This is a genomic window from Arcobacter sp. CECT 8985 (genome assembly GCF_004116495.1).
Taxonomy (GTDB): domain Bacteria; phylum Campylobacterota; class Campylobacteria; order Campylobacterales; family Arcobacteraceae; genus Malaciobacter.
This window is the reverse complement of the sequence record NZ_PDKC01000016.1, coordinates 38555-60085: the sequence shown is the minus strand read 5'-3', so window position 1 is coordinate 60085 and position 21531 is coordinate 38555. Positions and strand designations below refer to the sequence as shown.

Below are 21531 nucleotides of genomic sequence, written 5' to 3'. Positions count from 1 at the left end.
CATAAAGACATATAAGTAGTAAAATTATATTTATAAAAGTAAAAATTGAAATTGTTAAATTATGTTTTCTATATTTAATAAATGATTTTCTCTTATCTTTTAAAAAAGAATAATAGATAAAAATCATAGAAATTACATATAAAATTGCATCTACTTTTATATCTATAAAATTAAGTAATATTAAAAATGAAATTGTAACTAATAAACTAAGAACAGAGGCTTTAAAACCTGTAATTATATACTTACCCTCTTCTATAAGTCCATTATCAACATTATATTGATAATAAAATTCATGTTCCATATTTAAATCATGTAAAACATTACTATTTTCAAATAAAACTGATACTAAATAGACATTATTTTTATAAACTATATATTCAAAATTTTTAGGTTTAGATCTTTTATAAAAATAGTTAAAAAATAATCCACAAATTAGTATTGCACCATTAAAAATAAAGCGTTTATTAATAATATTATTATCACAATTAGAAGAGTTTGTTAACTCTTCTAAAAAAATACAATCTGTAGAACAAACCTTTTCATCTTTTATATTTATATGATAATATTTTTTTAAAAGCTCTTTTTCTTTTTGAGTACATTCTCTAGATTTAGAGACTTGAGATAATTCTTTTGCTCTTTGCTTATATATTTTTCTTTTTTTTGAATTAACAATAATTAAATATATTGCACAAAAAAGAAGAATAATATTAATTAAAATATATAATATATTGAAAAAATCCACTAAATATTACTCTTCTATTTATAATATTATTGGTTCTGTTTAAACTCAAGATATTGTTCGTATGTACCTTTAAAATCTAAAATTGAACCATCTTCTTGAATAGCAAAAATTCTATTTGCATAAGCATCAAGTAATTCCCTATCATGAGATACACAAATTACAGAACCAGGATATTCATGTAATGCTTCACCTAGTGCGATAATTGCTTCTAAGTCTAAGTGGTTTGTTGGTTCATCTAAAATCATAAAGTTTGGTTGTTCTAACATAATTTTAGAAAGCCACATTCTATGTTTCTCACCACCTGAACAAGCTTCAACTTTTTTCTCTTGCTCTTGGCCATTAAATAACATTCTACCTAAACAGTTTCTAATTTCATTAATATCAGCTTCTCTATCAAAACTTCTTAACCAATCATATAAAGTTACATCTCCAGAAATTATATCTGTTGCATTTTGAGGGAAATAACCATTTTGTATTGTTGCACCCCAGTGAACTTCTCCACTATCAGGTTTGATATTTTCAACTAAAATTTCACATAATGTTGTTTTACCAATACCATTTGGCCCAATAAGTGCAATTTTATCATCTTTATCTACTGAAAAAGAGATATCATTTAATACAACATGTCCATCATATGATTTTGATATATTTTTTACAGATAAAAGTTCTTTACCTACTTCTCTTTTTTGTCTAAAGATAATTGATGGATCTCTTCTACTTGAAAGTTGAATTGAACCAACATCTAATTTATCTAATTGTTTTTGTCTAGAAGTTGCTTGTTTTGCTTTTGAAGCATTTGCACTAAATCTAGCAATAAACTTCTCTAATTCATCTTTTTCTTTTAATTTCTTATCTCTATCTGCTGCTTGTTGTTTTGCGATAACAGTTGATGCGATATACCAGTCATCATAATTACCTGTAAACTCTCTTATTTGTTTATAATCAACATCTAAAATATGTGTACATACTGCATTTAAGAAATGTCTATCGTGAGAAATAACAACCATAGTACCGTCATGATGTTGAAGTTGGTTTTCTAACCACCCAATAGTATCAATATCAAGGTTATTTGTAGGCTCATCTAAAAATAAAATATCTGGTTTTGGATATAAAACTTGTGCTAATAAAACTTTAAATTTATCTCCACCTGTTAATGTACTCATTAAATCATGATGTTGAGAAGATGGAAAACCTAAATCTTCTAATATTCTTGTAATTTTTACATCATATTCATATGTTGGATCTTCTTCAACACTAATAATTTCTAATTCACCTAATCTATTATTTACTTCATCAGTAAACTCTTCACTCATATAAAGTTTTTCTTTTTCTTTTACTGCATCGTAAAGTCTTTTGTTCCCTAAAAGTACTGTATCAAAAATTGAGTATTCTTCATATGCAAATTGATTTTGTGAAAGAACCCCTACTTTTTTACCATTTTGAATTTGTACTTCACCTTCTGTTGCATCTTCTTGACCAGAAAGGATTTTTAAAAAAGTTGTTTTACCAGCACCATTTGCACCAATAAGTCCATACTTTTTCCCTGTATCAAATTTTAAATTTATATCTTGAAATAAAACTCTTGAACCAAAAGATTTTTTCAAATTAACTATTTGTACCATATAAAATATACTCCATTTGTAAGCTATCGCGATTATAACGAAATGTTACTAATTTGAAAATTAATATAAAAACAACTAATAAATATTAGCCCTTTACTTTAAAATATAAAGTAATTAAATGATAAAATTAATTTATAAATATATAAAGAGGCTAGATGAAAAACCTATCTATAAAATTAAAACTATTAATACTTTCAATATTTTCTTTAATTTTTCTATCATCAATTTTAGGAATAATTTCTATAAAAGAAACGCAAAATACTTTAATAGAACAAAAATATAAAGCACTAACTGCAACAAGAGATTCAAAAGTAAAGCAATTAAAAGAGCTTTTTAAACAATATACAAAACAAATAAACCTTCTGTCTGATAGTTCTTATGTAAAAGATTTTACAAAACAGTTCGAATCTTTAAATAAACAAATTAGATTTAACAAATATGAAAAATATCCTGTAAATAATAAAAAGATAAAAAAAACCTTATCAAAGTGGGATAATTTTTATAAAGAGTATACAAAAACATATCCATTTAGTGATGTCATTATAATATCAAAGTATGGACAAGTTATTTATACATATAAAAAGCTATCAGATTATGGAGAAAATCTTTCAACAGGAATACTAAATAAATCAATTCTTGCAAAGATTTGGCAAAAAGCAAAAGATACAAGAAAAATAGTTTATAGTGATATTGCTCCTTACAGCCCTGATAATAATGAACCTGCAATGTTCTTAGCAGCTCCTGTTTATATAAATGCAAAGTTTAAATCCATAGTTATTTTAAAATTAAAGTTAAGTAGTATTCAAAATATAATGAAATTTAGAGCTGGATATGCAAAAACTCATGAGGATTATTTAGTAGGTAAAGATTACTTAATGAGAAGTGATAGCTTTTTATCAAGTAATACTCATTCTTTAGAAAATTCATTTAAAAATCCCAAAACTGGTTTTATTAATACAAAACCAGTTCAAGAAGCTTTTAAAGGCATAACTGATACAAAAATAAATATAGATTTTAGAGGTAAAAAAGTACTATCTTCTTATACTATATTTAATTTAGATAAAAACTTATCTTGGGCAATAATCTCACAAGTTGATTTAAAAGAGATTTTAAAAACACCTGAAGAACTAAAACGTACTTTGATTATTATTACTCTTATTACATTACTTGTAGTATCAATTATACTTTATTTGATTATTCAAAAATATATAATTAACTCTTTAAATACTTTTCAAGAAGGACTATTAACTTTCTTTAAATTTTTAAATAGAGAAACAAATGAAGTAGAACTATTAAAAATAGACTCAAACGATGAAATTGCACTAATGAGTAAAGCTGTAAATAAAGGAATCATAAGAACCCAAGAAAATATAGAGAAAATAGAGATTGAAAACTGGATAAAAGATGGAATAACACAGTTAAATCAAATTTTGATTAACCTAAAAGATTTAAAAAAAGTAACAGATGAATCTATTGATTTTATCAGTAATTATATAAATGCAGGATTTGCAGTTTTATATATTTATAATACAAATGATAAAAAATTAAAAAGATATTCAAGTTTTGCATATAGTAATAAAAATAATTTATCAGATTCATTTGATTTAAAAGAAGGAATTATTGGACAAGTTGCTTATCAAAAAAAACCTATTTTATTAACAAATATAAAAAATGATGAAGCTTTAATTACAACTGGGTTAGTAACTCAAAATTCATTTAATACATATACTTATCCATTGATTTATAATAATGAATTATTTGGTGTTATTGAAATTGGTTCATTTGAAAAATTTGATAAAAAGATAATAGATTTTTTTGATAGTATAAATAGAACTGTTTGTATTGCAATATCTAGTGCCATAAAAAATAAAAGAGTAGAAGAGTTATTAGAACAGACAAAAAAAGCAAATGAAGAACTTGAGATAAATCAAATCAAGCTAGAAGAAGCAAATGCTAATATGGAAGAACAGCAACAACAATTAGAAGAAGCAAATACAAATCTAGAAGAGCAACAACAGCAACTAGAAGAAGCAAATGCTAATATGGAAGAACAACAGCAACAACTAAAAATATCAGAACAACATCTAAAAGAGCAAAATCGACTTTTAGAAGAGACAAAAAAAGAAATAGAACAAAAAGCAAAAGAGCTAGAGCTTTCAGGAAAATATAAATCAGAGTTTCTTGCAAATATGTCCCATGAATTAAGAACTCCATTAAACTCAATAATCTTACTATCTTCCCTACTTCAAAAAAATAGCAAGAATACTTTAACAATAGATGATATAAAAAAAGCAAAAACTATATTTGAATCTGGAAATGAATTATTAAGATTAATTAACGATATTCTTGACTTATCAAAAGTAGAATCTGGGAAAATGGATATAATTGTTGATAAATTTAATAGTATTGACTTATTAGAACAAATGAAAGAGATATTTAGCTATCAAGCAATTGAAAAAGGTATAGAATTTGAGATTAAAGACAACTATAAAAAAACTATTTGTAATGATAGAGATAGAATATCTCAAATTATAAGAAACCTAGTTTCTAATTCTTTAAAATTTACAAGTAAAGGTAAAATCACATTATCTATAAATCCATCTAAAGATAAAACAAAAGATTTTACTATTAGTGTAAAAGATACAGGAATAGGAATAGTAAATGAAAAACAAGATCTTATTTTTAAAGCATTTACTCAAGCTGATGGAAGTACAAGTAGACAATATGGTGGAACAGGACTTGGTTTATCTATTTCAAAAGAATTAAGTAGACTTTTAGGAGGATATATATCTTTAGAATCAAAAATAGATGAAGGAAGTACATTTACGATTACTCTTCCAAATTTACAAAAAAAACAAAATATTAAACAAGATGAAATTATTATAAAAAAACCTAAAAATATTCAACAAAATAGTATTAAGCCTAAGCAAACAGAAATATTAAATGATGATAGAAATATTCTAGATAATTCAAAAGAGGCTTTTTTAATTATTGATGATGATAAAGTATTCTCTTCTATTGTTTATGAAGAGATTAAAAAAAGTGAAAACTATGGACTTATTGCTTTAAATGGAACAGATGGATTAGAACTTATAAAAAAATATAAAATAAAAGGTGTTATGTTAGATTTAACTCTTCCAGATATGGATGGAATTGAAGTTTTAAAAGTGTTAAAATCAAAACAAAATACAAAAGATATTCCTGTTCATATTATATCTTCAAAAGATAAGAATAGTGAAACTCTTAATCTAGGAGCTATTGGTTACTTACAAAAACCTGTACTAGATGGAGATATAAATAATATTATAAATTCTATTGAAGATATAAATAAAAAGAAAATAAAAAATCTACTTATTATTGAAGATAATAATATTCAAAAAGAAGCATTAGTAGAATTAATAGGTTCAGAGGATATAAATATATTAACTGTAAATAGTGCACAAGAGGCAATTAATGAAATAAAAAAAGATATTTATGATACTGTTGTTGTGGATTTAGCACTAATGAATGGATCAGGAGAAGAAGTTTGCGAATATATAAAAAATAGATATCCTAAACTTCCTATAATTATCTATACTGCAAAAGAGTTACAAAAAGAAGAAAAAATCAAGCTTCAAGAGTATAGTAATAGTATTATTGTAAAAACAGCTAACTCTAATGAAAGAATATTAAATGAAATCAATCTTTTTTTAAATAAAGAACAAGAAGATAAATCAAATGAAATTTTTAATAATGTGGATTTAACAAATAAAAAAATATTAATTGTTGATGATGATATAAAAAATATTTTTGTTTTGGATGCAGCATTAAAAGAGTTTAATGCAACTACGTTTACATCATTTAATGGGCAAGAGGCTTTAGATTTTTTACAGAAAAACAGCGTTGATTTAATACTTATGGATATAATGATGCCAATAATGAATGGTTATGAAGCAATGGGAAAAATAAGACAAAATAATAAAACAAAAGATATCCCTATAATTGCAGTTACTGCAAAAGCCATGAAAGATGATAGAGAAAAATGTATAAAATTGGGTGCAGATGATTATTTATCAAAACCCATAGATATAAATATATTAGCAAACTTAATTAAATTATGGAGTAATAAAAAACATAAATGAAAAAAATAGTTTTTTATGAGAATAAAGAGAATTTAAAAATTGTAGTTCAAGAAATAGAAAAACAAAATGATATTTCATTACTTCTTAAACTATTAAATTCTAAAAAGTTTGTTGAGATAAATTTTTTAGGAGTACAATGTATACCTATTTCTATTATAATTGCTTTAAAAAATATAAAATATAAAACAAAAATAATTACGAATGAAAATACACTAAAAACATATCTTATAAACCTTGGTTTTACTGTAAAGTTGGTAAAAAAACAAATTGAAAAATTAAAAACATTAAACCTTGAATATCTAGCAATTGGTGGAAGTGCAGGAAGTTTAAAAAAATTTATTAAAATAATAGAAAATATACCTGAATCAAATATCACAATTTTTATTATTATGCATTATAAAAGTAGTGAGGAAAGTAGCTTAAGTAAAATTCTTAAAAGCAAAACAAAATATTTTAAAGTAGTAGAAGCAAAATCAGATATGTGTATAGAACCAAAGACAATATATACAGCACCTCCTGGCAAACATATGATAATTGTAGGAGGTTTTATTTTCCTAACAAATGAACCCAAAAGAAATTTTTCAAGACCTTCTATTAGCACAACATTCGAAAGTCTTTCAAATGAATATAAAAATAACTTACTTGCAGTACTCGTATGCGGTTATGGCAATGATGGTAGTGACAGTTTAAGACTATTACAAGAAAATAGAACAACCGTAATAATTGAAGATCCAATAGAGTGCGAAGCAAATCAAATGTTAGAAAGTGCCATAAGAACTAATAATTATGACAGCATTTTAAACATTAATGAAATTAGCTCTTATATAAACTACTTTTTAAATAGTGATCTTTTTACAAAAAAAGATGTAGAAAAGCTTTTAGAAAAAATATATATCAAATATGGATATGACTATAGAGGTTATAATTTAGAACATATAAATAGAAGAGTGAAACTATTTTATAGTACATTAAAACCAAAAGATTTTAATGAATTCCAAGAGTTGATTTTGAAAAATAAGAATATATTTAAAGATCTATTTTTAAATATATCAGTTAATGTTACTACTTTTTTTAGAAACCCTGAAGTTTTTCAAGAACTAAAAAAGAACATTTTACCAAAACTTGATAGTTTTTTAGATATAAAAATATGGTGTGCAGGCTGCAGTAGTGGCGAAGAACCCTACTCTATTGCAATATTTTTAAAAGAGATTGGATTACTTGATAGAAGTCTAATTTATGCAACTGATTTAAATGATGTTATTTTAAGAAATGCAAAGAATGGTTTGTATTCAAAAGAAGATTATAAACAATTTATGAAAAGTTATTATCAAGCAGGTGGAAGTGAAAGTTTTAGTAGTTATTTTAATGACTTAGGTGAGTTTGTTCAAATTTCTGATGAGATAAAAGAAAAAATTCTATTTTTTAGACATAACTTAGTTGAAGATAAAAAAATAAATGATTTTCAATTAATTTTTTGTAGAAATGTTATTATCTATTTTGACAAAGAGTTAAAAAATACTATTTTTAATCTATTTAAAGATTCTTTAGATTCTTATGGATTCCTTATTTTAGGAGAGAGTGAATCACTAGAAACAAACGATAAGTTTTTAACTATTGATAGTAAAAACAAAATATATAAGAGGAAAATATGAGACCAATAAAAATTTTAGCAGTTGATGATATAGAAGCAAATCTTGTATCATTACAATATTTAATTCAAGAATATTTGGAAAATATTGATTTAGTCTTAGCTTCAAATGGTGAAGAAGCACTAAAAATAACCTATAAAGAAGAGATTGATATTATTATATTAGATGTTCAAATGCCAGGATTAGATGGCTTTGATACTGCAAAATATCTAAAAAGCAATCCTAAAACACAGAATATTCCAATTATTTTTTTAACTGCAGCATTTAAAGAAGAAGAATTTCAACAAAAAGGTTTTCAAATTGGTGCTATTGACTATTTAACAAAACCAATAGAAAATCATCAACTAATCAATAAACTATCTTTATATATAGAAGTAATAATAAAAAATAAACAACTTGAAGCAGTAAATGACAATTTATACAAAGCATTAAAAAAAGAAATAGAATTAAAAAAACAGATACAAAAGCAACAATTAGAATTAATAGAACAAAGTAAAATGGCAGCATTAGGTGAAATGATAGGAAATATTGCACATCAATGGAGACAACCTCTTTCATTGATTTCAACTTTGGCTTCAGGAGTAAAATTAAATATTCAACTTGGAATTTCAAAAGAAGAAGAAGTTTCAAATTCAATTCAAAGCATAATGAACACAACTAAAGAGTTATCTGAGATGATAGATAGTTTTAACGATTATTCATACAAAGATAATTTATCAAAATTTAATCTTTCAGAAATTATACATAAAACTCTTGATACAAAAGAACACTTAATAAAAGAGAACAATATTGATATAGTAACAAATTTAGATGATTCAATTGAACTTATTAATTTGCCTAATAGTTTAATACAAGCATTAATAAATCTAATTCAAAATTCAAAAGAAGCTTTAGATAAAATTGATACTAAAAAAATTATTATTATTGATACTCATATAAATAATAATAATTTTATAGAAATTTCTATAAAAGATAACGCCGGTGGAATAAAAACTGAATATATAAATAAAATATTTGAACCATATTTTACTACAAAACATAAAGCCAAAGGTATAGGACTTGGTTTAAATATTACATATAAAATCATAAATGATTCTATGTATGGAAAAATAAAAGCGATAAATAGTAAGTTTGATTATAAAAATAAAGAATATGAAGGTGCAAATATAATTATTACTTTGCCATTTAAAATCTAATCTTTTTATTTTCTTATTTTTTTCATTATATATTAAGTTATATAACGATAATATTTTATCGTTATATAACAAAGTATATAAGGAAACATATGCAGTTTGAATCAACACTAACAATTTTAAATTCTGATATTCCATTTTTATTGGAAAAAAGAATTAAACTTTTAGAAGCAATTGAACAAGAAGGTTCTATTAGTAAAGCAGCAAAACTTGTGCCAATGAGTTATAAGACAGCATGGGAAGCAGTTGATAGTATTAATAACCTTTGTCCTAAAATTGTTGTAAAAAAGGAAACTGGAGGAAAAGGTGGTGGTGGTGCAATACTTACTGAATATGGTAAAAACCTTATTCAAACCTACTCTACACTACAAGATGAACACAAAAAGTTTTTAGAAAAACTTACAAATCTAACAGATTTTAATACAGGTAGCTTAAAATCATTAAAAAGGTTTTCCATGCAAATCAGTGCAAGAAATCAATTGGCAGTAAAAATTATTGATATTATTGAAGATAATGTTAATGCAAATATTATTTTACAAACAAAAAGCAAACAAAAGATGATATCTAATATATCAAAGAACAGTGTTGAAACACTTGGTTTAAAAAAAGAAGATGAGATTATCGCTATTTTTAAATCTAATAATGTAATGATTTCAATAACTGAACTTTTAGGCTTAAGCGCTAGAAATAAACTTGAAGGAATAATTAAAAGTTTAAATTTTAGTGAAGTAAGCTGTGAAGTAGTTCTTGAAATATCAACTCATGAAACAATAACTTCAGTAATTACAAATGAAGCTGCAAAACAATTAGATTTAAAAGTTGGGCAAAAAGTTTTTGCCGTGATAAAATCATCAGATATTATGATTGGAAATTAAGGAGTTTTTATGTTAAAAAAAATTTTTCTAGGAAGTATACTTTGTATAAGTAGTATGTTCGCAGGGACAATAAATGTAGCAGTTGCAGCAAATGTATCGTATGCAATAAATAATTTGAAAAAAGAGTTTAATAAGCTCTATCCAGATACTAAAGTAAATGTAACTCTTACAAGTAGTGGAAAATTAACTGCACAAATTAGAAATGGTGCACCATATGATATATTTATGGCTGCAAATATGAAATATCCAAACGCTTTATATAAAGAAGATTTAGCAGTGACTAGACCACTAGTTTATGCTCAAGGATCTCTTGCTTATTTAAGTGCCAAAAAACAAGATTTTAAAAAAGGTATAAATTTTATCAAAAATCCTAATTTTAGGAAAATTGCAATTGCAAATCCAAAAACTGCTCCATATGGAACAGCAAGTGTTGAAGCAATGAAAAATGCAAAAGTTTATAAAGATATAAAAAGTAAGCTAATTTATGCTGAATCTATTTCACAAACAGTAACATATGCTTTAACAGCCGCAGATGTTGGATTTATTGCAAAATCATCTTTATATTCACCAAAAATGAAAAAATATAAAGAAGGAATAAACTGGTATACAGTAAATAGTAAACTTTATACTCCAATAAATCAAGGTATAGTTTTACTAAAAAAAGCTCAAAAAAATAGTGAAGCAAGTGCTTTTTATAGCTTTATTTTAAGTAAAAAAGCAAAAAAAATATTTAACGATTTTGGATACTTAGTGCCATGAATTTATTAAATGCTACTGTAAGTAAAATTGATACTTTAGATACTTTGAATATTGTTGAATTTAAATTTTACGATATTACTTTGTCAATGATGAGTTTAGATTTACATAACATTTCAGTAGGAACAAAAGTTGTATTGACAGCAAAAGCATCAAATATAGCAATAGCAAAAGAGTTTCAAGGCCAAATAAGCCTTGCTAACTCAATTGAAGGAAAGATTGTAACACTTGATATTGGAAAATTACTTACAAGTATTAGAATTCAACATAAACATACAGTTATTACAAGTATTATAACTTCAAAATCTGCAAACAGAATGAATCTAAAATTAGGTGATATAGTAAATGCAATTTTTAAATCTAGCGAATTGTCAATAAAAGAGGTTTGCAATGATTGAAATATTATCAAATATAGACTTTAAGCCATTTATATTATCTTTTAAATTAGCTTTTATTACAACAATTATTCTTTTTATTATTTCACTACCTTTAAGTTGGTATTTATCTCAAACAAAATCAAAATTAAAACCTATTTTGGAAGCTATAACAGCTTTACCTTTAGTTTTACCACCATCTGTTTTGGGATTTTATATTCTTTTTAGTCTATCACAAAACTCATTTTTAGGTAAATTTTTTGAAGATTATTTTGATATTCAATTAGTATTTAACTTTTCAGGATTAGTTATTGCAAGTTGTGTTTATAGTTTGCCATTTATGGTTCAACCTTTACAAAGTGGCTTTGAAAGTTTAAATAAAAATATGATTGAAGCTAGTTTTATCTCTGGTAAAAGTAAATTTCAAACAATATTAAAAATTGCAATTCCAAATATCAAACCATCATTACTTACTGCATTGATTGTTACATTTGCACATACTGTTGGAGAGTTTGGTGTTGTTTTAATGGTAGGAGGTAGTATTCCTGATCAAACAAAAGTTGCATCTGTTGCAATTTATGAATTTGTTGAAATTATGGATTATGAAAGTGCTCATATTTATAGTGCAATTATGTTAATAATAAGTTTTATTGTACTTTTAAGTGTCTATATATTTAATCAAAAACAAAAAAAGAGTTTTCTATGATAAAAATTGATATAAATAAAGAGTTAATTGGTTCAAATGGCAAAATGAACTTAGATGTTAATTTACATATATATAAAGGTGATTTTGTTGCATTAACAGGACTTAGTGGAAGTGGTAAAACTACCCTACTTCGAATCATTGCAGGTCTAGAAGAGTCAAATAGCCATATAAGCGTTAATGGAAAGATTTGGCAAGATGAAAAAACAAATATTCCAGTTCAAAAAAGACAAATAGGCTTTGTATTTCAAGATTATGCATTATTCCCTAATATGAGTGTTATTGAAAACCTTTTATTTGTAAAAAATGATATTAAATTAGCCAATGAATTATTAGAAATTACAGAACTAAGTAAGTTAAAAAATAGAAATGTTACAACTTTAAGTGGAGGACAAAAACAAAGAGTTAGTCTATGTAGAGCATTAATGAATAGACCAAAACTACTTTTGATGGATGAACCTTTGAGTGCCTTAGATCCTGCAATTAGAACAAAACTGCAAGATGAGATTTTGACTCTTCATAAAAAATTCAATATAACAACAATAATGGTAAGTCATGACCCAAGTGAAATATATAGATTAAGTAATAAAGTAGTTGTTTTACAAAATGGTATTGTAATAAAAGAAGGTAATGCAAAAGATGTATTATTAAAAACTAGTGGTAGTGCAAAATTCTCTTTTGAAGGAGAACTTTTAGATATTGTAAAAATTGATGTAATTTATGTTGCAATTATCTCAATTGGTCAACAATTAGTTGAAGTTGCACTAAGTGAAGATGAAGCTAAAGGCTTAGAAATAGGCTCAAAAGTAAGAGTAAGTACAAAAGCATTTTCACCAACGATTTCTTTATAAGGAAAAAAATGAAAAAAATATTATTAGTATTTTTACTTTTTTTCTATTTTGCAAATGCACAAAATCTAAAAGTTGCAGCAGGTGCAGGATATAAAAAACCTTTAGTAAAAATTATTAAATTATATGAAAAACAAACTAATTCAAAAATAGATTCATTTTATGGGAATTTACGACAAGTATCTACTCAAGCAAAAAATATGGATCTGCAATTAGTAATTGGAGATAAAAACTTTTTAAAAACAAAAAGTGGCGTTGATTTTAAAAAATACATAACAATTGGAAAAGGGAAAGCTGTTCTTGCATATACAAAAGATATAGATTCTATTGAAGATTTATTATCAAATAAAATAAAAAGAATTGCTATTCCTGCTCCTCAAAAAGCAATTTATGGAATTGCAAGTATGCAAATACTTAAAAATAGTAAATTATTAAATAAAATAAAAAATAAGCTCTTAATTGTTGCAACTGTACCGCAAGTAAGTACATATCTAATAACAAATGAAGTAGATGCAGGAATAATAAATCTTACCTCAGCACTAGCAAATAAGTCTAAATTTAAAGGCTATATTTTAATTGATGATAATTTATATTCAAAAATTGATATTGTTGCTGCAATTACTAAAAATTGTAATAAAAAGTGTAAAAGTTTCTTGCAATTTCTAAAATCAGAAAAAGCAAAAACTATATTTAAAAATTATGGATTATAAAATAAATTATTCATCAATTATTGATCCACTTATATTAAGCGCAAAAACTATTGGTGTTAATTTTATCTTGTTTATTTTTTTAGGTACATATTTGGCATTTTTATTATCTAAAAAAGATTTTAGGTTTAAATGGCTTCTTAATACAGTTGTTACTTTACCTTTAATTTTTCCACCAATTGCTATTGGCTTTTTTTTACTTTTACTTTTAGGTAGAAATGGATTTATTGGAGCTTTTTTTTATAATTATGATATAAGTTTTATTTTCTCTTTTAAAGCTTTGGTTTTAGCAGGTTTTATTGCAGGTCTTCCTTTAATGGTTAAACCTTTACAATCAGCCATTGAACAATTTCCAAAAAATATTAAAGAAGCTGCATACTTAAGTGGCAAAAGTAGATTAAAAACACTTATTTATATAATAATTCCTTCAATAAAAAAAAGTCTATTAGCATGTTTAATAATTGCATGTGCAAGATCGTTAGGTGAAGTTGGAATAACACTTATGTTAGGTGGAAATATAATAGGAAAGACAGATACAATATCACTAGCTATTTATAATGCAGTATTTGATGGAGACTATAATCTTGCTTTAATATTAAGTGCAATATTAGTACTTATTTCACTTATATTTTTTATACTACTAAATTTTTTACAAAAGAAACAAACAAATTTATAAAAAAGGAAAAAGATGTTTAATTTAAATGATAATGAACTATATAAATATATTAATGAAGATTTACCCTTCTTAGACTATACAACATTTTTACAAGATACAAAAGATAAAAAAGCAACACTACAAATATATACAAGAGAAGATATAATAGTTTCATGTAGTGAAGAAGCAGCAAGAATAGCTGAACTTTTAGGATGTAAAGTAAAAAAACTTATTGCATCAAGTACAAAGTTAGAAAAAGGTAATACTATTCTAAAAATAAAAGGTAAATATGAAGATATACATAAAACTATTAAACTATCTCAAATACTACTTGAATATAGTTGTAAGATATCAACAACAACATATAAAATGATAGAAATTTTAAAAAGTCATAATAATTCATGTGAACTTTTAACTACAAGAAAAACCATTCCATTTAATAAAAAAATGTGTATAAAAGCTATTTTAAGTGGTGGTGCATTACCCCATAGATTAGGATTAAGTGATTCTATTTTATATTTTGACTATCATAGAAAATTGTATAACTCAAATGAACAATTTTATAAACAAATGGTATTACTAAAAAATAGACTTCCAGAAAAAAGGTTAGTTGTAGAATCAAAACAGTTAGAAGATAGTATTGAGCTTATAAATAATAATATTGATGTAATTCAATTAGATAAAGTTGACATTGATACAACTAAAAAAATAATTGAATATAAAAACAAAAAAAATAGCAATATCAAAATATTACTAGCAGGTGGAATAAACTTATCAAATATACAAGAGTATGCTAAATTAAATGCTGATGGAATAGTTACTAGTAGTATGTACTCATGTGGTATGTCTAATATAGGCTGTAATTTAAAAATTAAAGAATAAATAATCACTACAAACTAATATAAAATTCCTATAAAATAAATTAAAACAATAAAAAAGGAATTTTATATGGCTTGTAAGTGTACACAACTATTTAAAATATGTGAAAATAAAAGTGATATTCACTTTATTAGTGTAATTCCTGAAATAAATAAAAAACTAACTATTTTTTTGAAAGAATTATCTATACCTTATAATATAGTTGAGAATATAATCTCCATAAAAGAAGATAATCCTAAACAATTTTTTCAAAAATATATAAGTACTTTCAAATCATATTTTAATTCACTAGAAACAGATGAGATAAAAATATATATTGAAAATGAAAATAATAAATTATCTTTTAGTACAATTCTTTATGCAAAATCACTTCAAAAGTACTTAAACTATATAGAAGATAGATCATTTTTTGATATTTTAGAAAATAAAAGTATAACAACACATTTTCAGCCAATTGTTGATATGAAAGATAGTTCTATTTTTGGTTATGAAGCTTTAGTAAGAGGTGTTATGCCTAATGGTGATTTAGTATACCCTGATGTTTTGTTTGAAAAATCTGCAAGAAATGATATGGATTTTAATTTTGATAGATTATGTAGAGAAAATGCTTTAAAAACTACTGCTGTAAAAAAAGTAGATGCAAAAGTATTTATTAATTTCATTCCAACTACTATTTATGATCCAAAGTTTTGTCTTGCATCAACTGTAAAATGGGCAAAACAATTAGAATTTGATCCTAAAAATATTGTATTTGAAGTAGTTGAGACACAAAAAGTAAAAGATATAAATCATCTTAAAATAATTTTAAACTATTATCGAGAGCAAGGCTTTTTAATTGCATTAGATGATGTGGGAGAAGGATATTCATCTTTAAATATGATAATTGATTTAAAACCAGACATAATAAAAGTCGATAGAAATATTATTGATAATATTGATAAAGATGAAATGAAGAGATCTGTATACAGGGCCTTAAGAATTCTTGCAATGGAGAATGATATAAAAATATTAGCAGAAGGTGTTGAAACGGCAAATGAACTAGCTACTGTCAAAAGTATTGGGGTTGATTACGCACAAGGTTACTTCTTTGCTAAACCTGCTGCAGAAATAATAAGAGAGATTTGTTAAAAAACTTTATATTACAAATCGTAATATATTTACATTATTTGTTTTAATTTATATAAAATATCACTATGAAAAAAGATATCTTTGAAAAAATGCAAATTTTAGCCAATAGTGCAAAATATGATGTAAGTTGTAGTTCAAGTGGAAGTGAAAACAATCACAAAACAGGAGAACTTGGAGCGACTCATAATAGTGGGATATGCCATACATTTACATCAGATGGAAGATGTGTATCTTTATTAAAAGTATTGCTTACTAATTTTTGTATATATGATTGTGCTTATTGTATAAATAGAAAAAGCAATGATATAAAAAGAGCAGCTTTCTCACCTAAACAACTTGCAGATATCACAATAAATTTTTATAAAAGAAACTATATTGAAGGTCTTTTTTTAAGTTCAGGAATAATTGAAAATGAAGATCATACAATGATTTTAATTCTAAGAACACTCAAAATATTAAGATACGAATATCATTTTAATGGTTATATCCATGTGAAACTAATTCCAGGTGCTGATGATAGACTTATTGATGAAGTTGTTGCTTTAGCAAATAGAGTTAGTTCAAATATAGAGTTACCAAGTGATAAATCATTGAAGCTATTAGCACCAAATAAAACAAAAGAAAAGATATTACAACCACTAAAGCATGCACGAGATAAAAGTTTAGAAAAAAATACAAGACCAATAGGCATGAGTACTCAACTTATAATAGGAGCCACACCTGAAAGTGATAAAGATATATTAAAACTTAGTTCTGTTTTATATGATAAAGCGTTATTAAAAAGAGTATATTATAGTGCATATATTCCAGTAAATGACCATAAAAATCTTCCTTCAATTATAAATAAACCTCCATTGTTAAGAGAGCATAGGTTATATCAAGCAGATTGGCTTTTAAGGTTTTATGATTTTACTTATGATGAAATTGTAAATGATGAATTTCCAAACCTTGATGAAGAACTAGACCCAAAAACTTTTTGGGCTTTAAATAACTTAAAATACTTTCCTATGGAAATAAATAAAGTAAGTAAAGATGAACTACTTAGAATTCCAGGTATAGGAATAAAATCAGTTTTTAAAATATTAAAAGCAAGAAAATTTAAAACTTTAGATTTTTATGATTTAAAAAAACTAAAAATATCATTGAAAAAAGCACAATACTTTATAACTTGCAAAGGTAAATATTGTGCAAAGATATCTTTTTGTGATGATAAAATAAAACAAGCAATAATTACTCCACCTAAAAAAAAGATACTTCAACCATCACTATTTGATATGGATTTTAGTGCAATAACAGGTGAAATATGATTTTAATTTATGATAATAGTTTTGAAGGTTTTTTAACTTTAGTTTATGATGTTTATTACAAAAAGTTAAAACCAAACACAATACTAAAACAAAAACCTAATATTTTAATACTTGAAGAGTTATTAGAAATAAAAACAGATGAAAAAAAAGCTAGTAAAGTTCTTGAGAGTATAAAAAAACATTTTTCTAAAAATACTTTTCATACTATTTTAAATATCTTTATGTGTGATAATCATAATTTTGAACTACACTTATTAAATTTTATAATATTAGGCTTTAGAAACAAAAAGGAACTTTCAAATATAAATAATAGTTCTATATTTTTTATACAAAATCTTGAAAAACAGCTATTTAGTGCAAAACATAAGATGACTGGTTTCTTAAGATTTGAAGAGCTTGAAGATAAAACACTTTATGCAAAAATACAAAGCCAGTTTAATCTATCTTATTTTCTAGGTATACATTTTTATAAAAGATTAAATAATCAAAACTATATAATTCATGATATAAATAGGAAATTAGCATTTATAAAAAATGAAAATTTTCTGGGAGTTCAAAGTATTGCATCATTTGAACAACCAACTTTATCAAAAAATGAACAAAAATTTAAAAAACTTTGGAGTAGTTTTTTTCAAGCTGTTACTATAGAATCAAGAAAAAATGTAAAACTTCAAAAAAACCTTGTCCCTTTACTCTATAGAACATATATGACAGAGTTTCAAAGCTGACTAAGCTTTTCTATTTGTCTATCATACTCTTTAAATTTTGCTATTAAAAAATGATATTCTAAATAGTGATTATTATAAAAAATAGAGTATTTATCATCTTTATTAAGATATCTATTATTTAAACTTTCATATGTATTTCCCATAGAACTTATAAAATTAATTGCATTTACATAAGATAAAACAGCATTGATTTCACTAGGAGTTACTCTTTGTAAAATTTTTTCATTTGAAGATAAATCTACTCTTGATTCTACACTTTTTTGAAGTAAGCTTTCTAGTGTTGTTGAGTCACTACTTAAAAATATAATTTTATCTTGTATCATATCAAATAAATACTCTTCATCTTTATTTGAAGCTTGTTTATTTAGTACTTGTTCATACAAAGCTTTTGATAAACTTTTATCTTCTGTAAACATAGTTGCAATCTTTAAGTTTTTAGCTTTTTTAATATTGTGTTCAGTTTGATAAATATCTTCAATTTTATTAAGTGGTATTTTTTGTATTGTTTCAAAAGAGAAATCTTCACTCAAATCTTCAAAATCACCAAGTAATACATCCTTAAAGCTAGTTGTACTCTTTTGACTTTTATTTTCTAATGAACTATTATTTGTTTGATTAAAGCTTGTTTCTATTTTCATTTTTTAGCCTTTATAAAATTATATCGAATGAATATATCAATTTACAAAAAATCTATACTAAAAATCTTAATATAGTTTTATAATATATGAAATAAGGAGAAAAAATGAAATATTTATTATATGTAGTTTTTACTATATTTGTTTTTACAGGTTGTAGTACAAAACATGAACATTTACCTACAGTAAATAGTGTAAATATACAAAAATATCTTGGTACATGGTATGAAATTGCAAGATATGAACACTTCTTTGAAAAAGGTTGTAAAAATGTTACGGCCACATATTCTTTAAAACAGAATAATGAATTAAAAGTTATAAACAGATGCCAAAAAATAGATACAAATGAAAAAACAAGTGCAAATGGAATAGCTTATGCAACAAATGAAGCAAATAGCAAATTGAAAGTTAGTTTTTTTAGACCATTTTATGGTGATTATTGGATTATAGATTTAGATAAAGATTATAAATATGCAGTAGTAGGGACTCCATCAAGAGAATATTTATGGATTTTATCAAGAACACCAAAATTGAACAAACAAACACTTGATGAAATATTAGTAAAAATAAAATCCCTTGGATTTTCAACTGATAAGTTAATTTGGACAATACAAGAAAAAAGATGATATTGACAAAAAAGAGAAATTATTTAAAAAAATAAACTTATTGGAAAAATATATAAATAAAAGGCTTACAATAAGTGGACAAAACAGAACTATTAAATACTATTTAAAAGTGATATAATAAATAAAAAGGAAGAAAAATGCTAAAAGAACTTTTATATACTGGTATTGGTGCAACAGCACTATTAAAAGATAGAGTTGAAGATGAATTAAAAAAACTTGAAGAAAAAGGCAAAATTGATAAAGGTGATATAAAAGGTTTTATAGAGTCTTTAGAAAAAAAAGGAAAAGAACAAGACAAAGAATTTAAAGAACAACTAAAAAAAAGTATTAAAGAAGCAATTAGTGAATTAGGATTAGTGACAAAAGATGATTTAGAAGAGTTAAAAAAGGAACTAAAATAGTTAATTTTTTCAAAAACATAAATCTATATTCTTATAAAAGAGTATACAAAATATTTAGATTCTTACTTACTATATATTTAGTAATTAAGAAAAAAAATAGTTTTTTAGGAGTAAAACCTTTAAATGCAAAAGATTTAAAAAATACTATAGTTGATTTGGGTGCAAGTTTTATAAAACTTGCGCAGGTTTTAGCAACTAGAGCAGACTTTTTTAGTGAAGATTATCTTATTGAACTAAAGCAACTACATGACAAACTTCCTTCAATGTCTAAAAAAGAGTTCAACTTGGTATATGAAAGAGCATTTTCAAATATTAAGTTTCATTCTTTTGATGAAAAACCAATAGCATCTGCATCTATTGGACAAGTTCATATTGCATATTTAAATACAGGTGAAAAAGTTGCAGTAAAACTAAGAAGAGAAGGCATAAAACAAAGAGTTATTGCTGATATAAAAATTATTAACTTTTTTAATATAATATTTAAACCTTTATTTTCCCACTATACAAAAAACTCTATTGAAGCAGTGATAAAAGAGTTTTCATCTATGATTATTCAAGAAGTAAGTTTAAATACAGAGCTTCAAAATCTAAAAAAATTCTCAAATACATACAAAGATAGTAATATAAAATTTCCAATGGCATATGAAAAGTTTTCATGTGATGATGCACTTGTAATGAGTTTTGAAGAGGGTTTTAGATTTGATGACAAAGAAAATATTTATAAAAATAATATTGATTTTAAAAGTATAATATCAATATTAGTTAACTTTTATACAGAACAAATGTTAATAAAAGGATATTTTCATGCAGACCCTCATCCTGGAAATCTATTAATTACAAAAAATAGCGAGATAATTTTACTTGACTTTGGTATGGTAAAGACAGTTCCAAATAATACAAGAATTGCAATTATTGAATTAATTAAAGCAGCAAATGAGCAAGATTATGAATCATATATCAATGCAAGCAAAAAATTAGGAACAATTGCATATGAAGCCCCTACTTCAGATCTTGCAGAATTTACTAGCAAAATGTTTGATATTTTTTCAAATAATAATTTAAATAGTGAGTCTATGCAAAAATTAGCTTTTGAAGTACTTGAAAGTACTCGAAATCTACCATTTAAATTACCAAGTGATGCAATATACATATTAAGAGTAAGTGCAATTATAGAAGGTTTAGGAACAACATATATAGAAAATTTTAATGGAATAAAAGATATACTTCCAATTCTAAAAGATAATCTTCCAAAAGCTTTAGGTTCAAAAGACTCAATAGTTGAAACTATAATTGATGAAATAAAAGATATTCCTTTTACAGTAAAAAATTTTAAGGCAACTATTAAAAAAGCAACTGAAGGTGAACTAAAAGTTGAAATTTCAGATAATCAACTTGAGTTTTTAAAAAAAGAATTGAGTAAAAATGTAAAGTCTTATATTTTATCAATTTCTTTAATACTTAGTTCCATTTTTTTATTACTTTATGACAAGTCATACAAAGAAATCGCACTTGGATTATTTATTTTTTCTATAATTAAGATACTTTATAAGTAATTTTATGATTTTTTTATAATTTAGTAATA

The 21531-nt window shown here is 24.5% G+C and carries 20 protein-coding genes; 17 read left to right on the top strand and 3 right to left on the bottom strand.

What is annotated here, in order from left to right:
• Positions 1 to 742: hypothetical protein (locus CRU93_RS08375; RefSeq protein WP_164967653.1), on the bottom strand; the 742-nt coding region annotated here is incomplete at its 3' end.
• 26 nt (positions 743 to 768) lie between these two features.
• Positions 769 to 2364, bottom strand: coding sequence for an ABC-F family ATP-binding cassette domain-containing protein (locus CRU93_RS08370; RefSeq protein WP_129103744.1), 1596 nt, complete (start codon positions 2362 to 2364; stop codon positions 769 to 771).
• Positions 2365 to 2519: 155 nt separating this feature from the next.
• On the opposite strand from CRU93_RS08370, the gene CRU93_RS08365 reads away from it, so the two are divergent.
• From CRU93_RS08365 to CRU93_RS08300, 14 genes are all read left to right on the top strand, one after another.
• The gene (locus CRU93_RS08365; protein ID WP_129103743.1) at positions 2520 to 6485 is read left to right on the top strand and encodes a response regulator; all 3966 of its coding nucleotides are present in this window, start codon (positions 2520 to 2522) and stop codon (positions 6483 to 6485) included.
• Positions 6482 to 8137, top strand: a complete 1656-nt coding sequence (locus tag CRU93_RS08360) for a CheR family methyltransferase (RefSeq protein ID WP_129103742.1) — start codon at positions 6482 to 6484, stop codon at positions 8135 to 8137. The genes CRU93_RS08365 and CRU93_RS08360 overlap by 4 nt, the downstream gene beginning before the upstream one ends.
• A complete protein-coding gene (locus CRU93_RS08355) occupies positions 8134 to 9330 on the top strand; it encodes a hybrid sensor histidine kinase/response regulator (protein ID WP_129103741.1) in 1197 nt (398 codons plus the stop codon). The genes CRU93_RS08360 and CRU93_RS08355 overlap by 4 nt, the downstream gene beginning before the upstream one ends.
• An 89-nt stretch (positions 9331 to 9419) precedes the next feature.
• Positions 9420 to 10202, top strand: coding sequence for a TOBE domain-containing protein (locus tag CRU93_RS08350; RefSeq protein WP_129103740.1), 783 nt, complete (start codon positions 9420 to 9422; stop codon positions 10200 to 10202).
• 9 nt (positions 10203 to 10211) lie between these two features.
• Positions 10212 to 10961, top strand: a complete 750-nt coding sequence (modA, locus tag CRU93_RS08345; RefSeq protein ID WP_129103739.1) for a molybdate ABC transporter substrate-binding protein — start codon at positions 10212 to 10214, stop codon at positions 10959 to 10961.
• Positions 10958 to 11356 carry a molybdopterin-binding protein gene (locus CRU93_RS08340; protein ID WP_129103738.1) on the top strand — a complete coding sequence of 133 codons (399 nt, stop codon included), beginning with the start codon at positions 10958 to 10960 and terminating at the stop codon, positions 11354 to 11356. The genes modA (CRU93_RS08345) and CRU93_RS08340 overlap by 4 nt, the downstream gene beginning before the upstream one ends.
• Positions 11349 to 12038: a molybdate ABC transporter permease subunit gene (gene modB, locus CRU93_RS08335; protein WP_129103737.1), complete on the top strand. Its 690-nt coding sequence runs from the start codon at positions 11349 to 11351 to the stop codon at positions 12036 to 12038. The genes CRU93_RS08340 and modB (CRU93_RS08335) overlap by 8 nt, the downstream gene beginning before the upstream one ends.
• Positions 12035 to 12886 carry an ABC transporter ATP-binding protein gene (locus tag CRU93_RS08330; protein WP_129103736.1) on the top strand — a complete coding sequence of 284 codons (852 nt, stop codon included), beginning with the start codon at positions 12035 to 12037 and terminating at the stop codon, positions 12884 to 12886. The genes modB (CRU93_RS08335) and CRU93_RS08330 overlap by 4 nt, the downstream gene beginning before the upstream one ends.
• A gap of 8 nt (positions 12887 to 12894) precedes the next feature.
• Complete coding sequence (modA, locus tag CRU93_RS08325) at positions 12895 to 13593, top strand: molybdate ABC transporter substrate-binding protein (RefSeq protein WP_129103735.1); 699 nt, start codon at positions 12895 to 12897, stop codon at positions 13591 to 13593.
• A complete protein-coding gene (gene modB / locus CRU93_RS08320; RefSeq protein ID WP_129103734.1) occupies positions 13583 to 14266 on the top strand; it encodes a molybdate ABC transporter permease subunit in 684 nt (227 codons plus the stop codon). Before modA (CRU93_RS08325) ends, modB (CRU93_RS08320) begins: the two co-directional genes overlap by 11 nt.
• Positions 14267 to 14278: 12 nt before the next feature.
• A complete protein-coding gene (locus tag CRU93_RS08315) occupies positions 14279 to 15127 on the top strand; it encodes a molybdenum ABC transporter (RefSeq protein WP_129103733.1) in 849 nt (282 codons plus the stop codon).
• A 66-nt stretch (positions 15128 to 15193) separates the two neighbouring features.
• Positions 15194 to 16252 (top strand): EAL domain-containing protein, encoded by a 1059-nt coding sequence (locus CRU93_RS08310; protein ID WP_129103732.1) that lies wholly within the window; start codon positions 15194 to 15196, stop codon positions 16250 to 16252.
• Positions 16253 to 16317: 65 nt separating this feature from the next.
• Complete coding sequence (locus CRU93_RS08305; RefSeq protein WP_129103731.1) at positions 16318 to 17559, top strand: putative DNA modification/repair radical SAM protein; 1242 nt, start codon at positions 16318 to 16320, stop codon at positions 17557 to 17559.
• Entirely contained in the window at positions 17556 to 18287 is a 732-nt protein-coding gene (locus CRU93_RS08300) for a TIGR03915 family putative DNA repair protein (RefSeq protein WP_129103730.1), read from the top strand. The genes CRU93_RS08305 and CRU93_RS08300 overlap by 4 nt, the downstream gene beginning before the upstream one ends.
• On the opposite strand, the gene CRU93_RS08295 is transcribed toward CRU93_RS08300, so the two are convergent.
• Complete coding sequence (locus CRU93_RS08295) at positions 18278 to 18925, bottom strand: hypothetical protein (RefSeq protein ID WP_129103729.1); 648 nt, start codon at positions 18923 to 18925, stop codon at positions 18278 to 18280. The two genes, CRU93_RS08300 and CRU93_RS08295, sit on opposite strands and share 10 nt — an antisense overlap.
• 104 nt (positions 18926 to 19029) lie before the next feature.
• On the opposite strand from CRU93_RS08295, the gene CRU93_RS08290 reads away from it, so the two are divergent.
• The 3 genes from CRU93_RS08290 (at position 19030) to CRU93_RS08280 (ending at position 21502) form a co-directional block, all read left to right on the top strand.
• Positions 19030 to 19548 carry a lipocalin family protein gene (locus tag CRU93_RS08290; protein WP_129103728.1) on the top strand — a complete coding sequence of 173 codons (519 nt, stop codon included), beginning with the start codon at positions 19030 to 19032 and terminating at the stop codon, positions 19546 to 19548.
• 137 nt (positions 19549 to 19685) lie between these two features.
• A complete protein-coding gene (locus CRU93_RS08285) occupies positions 19686 to 19949 on the top strand; it encodes a hypothetical protein (RefSeq protein ID WP_129103727.1) in 264 nt (87 codons plus the stop codon).
• A 17-nt stretch (positions 19950 to 19966) separates the two neighbouring features.
• Positions 19967 to 21502, top strand: a complete 1536-nt coding sequence (locus CRU93_RS08280; RefSeq protein WP_129103726.1) for an AarF/ABC1/UbiB kinase family protein — start codon at positions 19967 to 19969, stop codon at positions 21500 to 21502.
• Positions 21503 to 21531 lie beyond the last annotated feature (29 nt).

Coding starts and splice junctions, on each gene's coding strand:
- CRU93_RS08370 (WP_129103744.1), bottom strand. CDS start 2,364: ATGGTACAAATAGTTAATTTGAAAAAATCTTTTGGTTCAAGAGTTTTA.
- CRU93_RS08285 (WP_129103727.1), top strand. CDS start 19,686: ATGCTAAAAGAACTTTTATATACTGGTATTGGTGCAACAGCACTATTA.
- CRU93_RS08315 (WP_129103733.1), top strand. CDS start 14,279: ATGTTTAATTTAAATGATAATGAACTATATAAATATATTAATGAAGAT.
- CRU93_RS08300 (WP_129103730.1), top strand. CDS start 17,556: ATGATTTTAATTTATGATAATAGTTTTGAAGGTTTTTTAACTTTAGTT.
- CRU93_RS08360 (WP_129103742.1), top strand. CDS start 6,482: ATGAAAAAAATAGTTTTTTATGAGAATAAAGAGAATTTAAAAATTGTA.
- CRU93_RS08295 (WP_129103729.1), bottom strand. CDS start 18,925: ATGAAAATAGAAACAAGCTTTAATCAAACAAATAATAGTTCATTAGAA.
- CRU93_RS08305 (WP_129103731.1), top strand. CDS start 16,318: ATGAAAAAAGATATCTTTGAAAAAATGCAAATTTTAGCCAATAGTGCA.
- CRU93_RS08290 (WP_129103728.1), top strand. CDS start 19,030: ATGAAATATTTATTATATGTAGTTTTTACTATATTTGTTTTTACAGGT.
- modA (WP_129103739.1), top strand. CDS start 10,212: ATGTTAAAAAAAATTTTTCTAGGAAGTATACTTTGTATAAGTAGTATG.
- CRU93_RS08330 (WP_129103736.1), top strand. CDS start 12,035: ATGATAAAAATTGATATAAATAAAGAGTTAATTGGTTCAAATGGCAAA.
- CRU93_RS08350 (WP_129103740.1), top strand. CDS start 9,420: ATGCAGTTTGAATCAACACTAACAATTTTAAATTCTGATATTCCATTT.
- CRU93_RS08340 (WP_129103738.1), top strand. CDS start 10,958: ATGAATTTATTAAATGCTACTGTAAGTAAAATTGATACTTTAGATACT.
- CRU93_RS08310 (WP_129103732.1), top strand. CDS start 15,194: ATGGCTTGTAAGTGTACACAACTATTTAAAATATGTGAAAATAAAAGT.
- modB (WP_129103734.1), top strand. CDS start 13,583: ATGGATTATAAAATAAATTATTCATCAATTATTGATCCACTTATATTA.
- CRU93_RS08355 (WP_129103741.1), top strand. CDS start 8,134: ATGAGACCAATAAAAATTTTAGCAGTTGATGATATAGAAGCAAATCTT.
- modB (WP_129103737.1), top strand. CDS start 11,349: ATGATTGAAATATTATCAAATATAGACTTTAAGCCATTTATATTATCT.
- modA (WP_129103735.1), top strand. CDS start 12,895: ATGAAAAAAATATTATTAGTATTTTTACTTTTTTTCTATTTTGCAAAT.
- CRU93_RS08365 (WP_129103743.1), top strand. CDS start 2,520: ATGAAAAACCTATCTATAAAATTAAAACTATTAATACTTTCAATATTT.